The 2,726-nt window shown below is 58.0% G+C and carries 2 protein-coding genes; both read right to left on the bottom strand.

From position 1 onward, the window contains the following. Positions 1–385 precede the first annotated feature (385 nt). Positions 386–1,651: a phenylacetate--CoA ligase family protein gene (locus tag V6C07_RS11070; RefSeq protein WP_012623964.1), complete on the bottom strand. Its 1,266-nt coding sequence runs from the start codon at positions 1,649–1,651 to the stop codon at positions 386–388. A 116-nt stretch (positions 1,652–1,767) separates the two neighbouring features. Beyond that, positions 1,768–2,726 (bottom strand): chloride channel protein (locus V6C07_RS11065; RefSeq protein WP_333536537.1); only part of this gene is annotated, 959 nt, incomplete at its 5' end.

The raw sequence follows: 2,726 nt of genomic DNA, 5'->3' as shown, positions 1-2,726 counted from the left end.
CGGACGGGAACGAGCGGCAACAGCCGGTAAAAAGCGCTGAAAAACCAGAAAACGGCACGGCAACATCCGGCCCCTGCGGAGCTGAACCTTGCCATGCCGTAAATACGCGCAGCGGGCGGCGGCATGTGCCGCGGCCGCTGTCAAAGCCGTAAACTGCCGTCAAGCGCCGGGGCGTTTTTTTGCAGGCCGGAGAATGGCTGTCTTCTCAATGGCAATGCACAACAGAGCAATTTCTCCTTGAAACAGCTCTGGCGGATGCGGGAGCAAACGCCCGCCCCGGAAGCGTAAGCGCAGTTTATTTGTGCGGTTACGCGCCGAAGCGGGCGTCCTGGAAGCATTGAGAATGGAGCTTCTCGATGCGACAATACTCTAATGCCGCGCGGCTCTAGTCCCAGTGGCGCTTGTCTTCGATGGGCCGGATCTGCGGGGGCAGGCTGCCGGGAGCGAGCACGCGCAGTTCGGGGCGCAGTTTGATCTTTTCGCGGAACTGGTGCAGCAGTTCCTCTTCGCGCTTGAAGGCGCTTGTTTCCACAAAAAGGGTCATTTCGTCGATGCCGCCGGGGTTGGTGACTTCGATCTGCCAACGCTTGATTTCTTCAAAGCGGCTCATAACCTGCTCAACCTGATGCGGGTAGACAAACATGCCCATGATGCGGGCTGTGGTGTCCACGCGGCCCACAATGCTGCCCAGGCGCGGGCTGGTACGGCCGCAGGCGCAGGGGCTGCGATCAATGTATGAAAGATCGCCCGTAGCCAGACGGATGAGCGGATAGGTCTTGTTGAAAGCCGTGACGACAATTTCGCCCACTTCGCCGTCCTTGAGCGGAATGCCCGTATCAGGATGGCAAATTTCCACAAAGCAGCGGTTGGCAACATGCAGGCCGGTCTTGTGGAAGCATTCGTAGCCGATGCAGCCCACGTCAGCCGTGCCGTAGCCCTGCCGCATGACCAGGTCGTACTTCTTTTCCATCTGCGAGCGCATTTTTTCAGAAAGGCGCTCACCGGTGACAAAGGCCACCTCCAGGAAAAGGTCCTTGCGCAGATTGAGGCCCTTTTCTTCGGCCTTTTGCGCCAGGTGCATAAGAAAGCTCGGCGTTCCCACATAGCCGGACACGCGCAGCTTTTGCATGATGTCCAGCTGGGTGGCGGCATCGGTCGGCCCTGCTGGAATAACCGCACAGCCAAGGTTGCGCAAAGGCTCTTCAAACATGAGGCCCGCAGGCGTCAACTGGTAGTTGAAGGTGTTCTGCACCGCGTCGCCGGGGCGAAAGCCCACAGAATAAAAGGCTTCGGTATAGCCCCAGTAATCTTCGCCACGGTCTTCGGGGTCGAAAATGGGGCCTGGGGAAAGAAAAATGCGCTTGAGTTCGCCAATATCCTTGGTCAGCAGTCCGCCCAGACGCGGCCCCATGGACTGAAGAAAGATAAGCTCTTTCTTTTTGAGAATGGGAATATGCTTGATGTCAGCAAGGGTCTTGAACTTCTCCACATTGAACTGCGCACGGTCGAAGCGTTTCTTCACGTCTTCCGAATAGCGGTACGCATAGGAGAGCAAGTCCTTGAGCTGGATAAGGCAGTACTGGCGGCGCTCGCTCTCATCCAGAACTTCGCGGCGGCTGTATATGCCTTCTGTGCGGTCTTTACGGGTCATACCTACTCCACATGGCCTGATTTACATTGAAGGGTCAAAATAGCCACTCCCACAGCAAAGTGCAAGCACTATTTATTAAGTTTAATAATATCAAAATATTATAACACAATTTTATCTCATGTGCCAGGCGGTGAAACAGTCCGCGTTCCCACTGTTTCCTCTGTGCTCCCTGTTCCCCCCTGCGGGCCGTGCGGACAGTGTGGGCGGCGGGGCTTGCGACGGGGCGTCCGGATCTTGCCCTGGGCGACACAGCGGCGACGCAGGCTGTCATACACGGGTTCGTTGCCGAGCCTGTCAGCCACAAAGGCCGCAATATATGCCGCAAGGATAACAAGGACCATATTGTGGTACGAGTCCGTCATCTCAAGCATAAGAAAAGCGCCCGTAAGCGGTGCGCGCACTGACGAACCGAACAGCCCGGCCATGCACAGAATCAGTATGGTGGCGGCCCTGTCCGGCGCGACCAGATCGAAAAGCAGCATGGCGGATGCAAGACAGGCCCCGGCCATGCCCCCCATGAACAGAATGGGCATGAGCAGCCCGCCAGCCACGCCCGTGGCAAAACTGGCGCAGGAAAAAAGCATCTTGACGCCCAGCAACAGCACGAGCGCGGTCAGCGGTACAGACAGGCGCGCCAGATCAAGGGCGCCTATGCCGAAACCGGCGAGCACCGTGGGATAGAAATACAAAAAAAGCCCGGCGCACATAAAGGGTATGACTACCCGCAGATGCAGGGGAAGCAGCCTGGTTTTGTCGGCCCAGAGGGTCATGCGTATGAGCACGGCATTATACAGCACGCCAAGCACGCCCATAACCACTCCGGCAACAGGCACGAGCCACCATTCGCGCCACGGCAGCATGGGGTGCTCACCAAAGGGAAAAACCAGCCCGAAGCCGAAAATGCCCTGCATGACATAAATGGCGGCAAAGGCCGTGATGGCGCAGGTTATGACCATCGGCGCCCTGAGGGGCGTCTTCATTTCCTCAAAGGCGAAGCACATGCCCGCCAGCGGCGCGCCGAAGGCGGCGGCAAGACCGGCAGCACTGCCCCCCACGAGGTATCGGGGATTATTGG

This window comes from Desulfovibrio sp. 1214_IL3152 (assembly GCF_036763055.1).
Classification (GTDB): Bacteria; Desulfobacterota; Desulfovibrionia; order Desulfovibrionales; family Desulfovibrionaceae; genus Desulfovibrio.
Note: the sequence above shows the minus strand (reverse complement) of the source record. Positions and strands in the feature narration are given on the sequence as shown.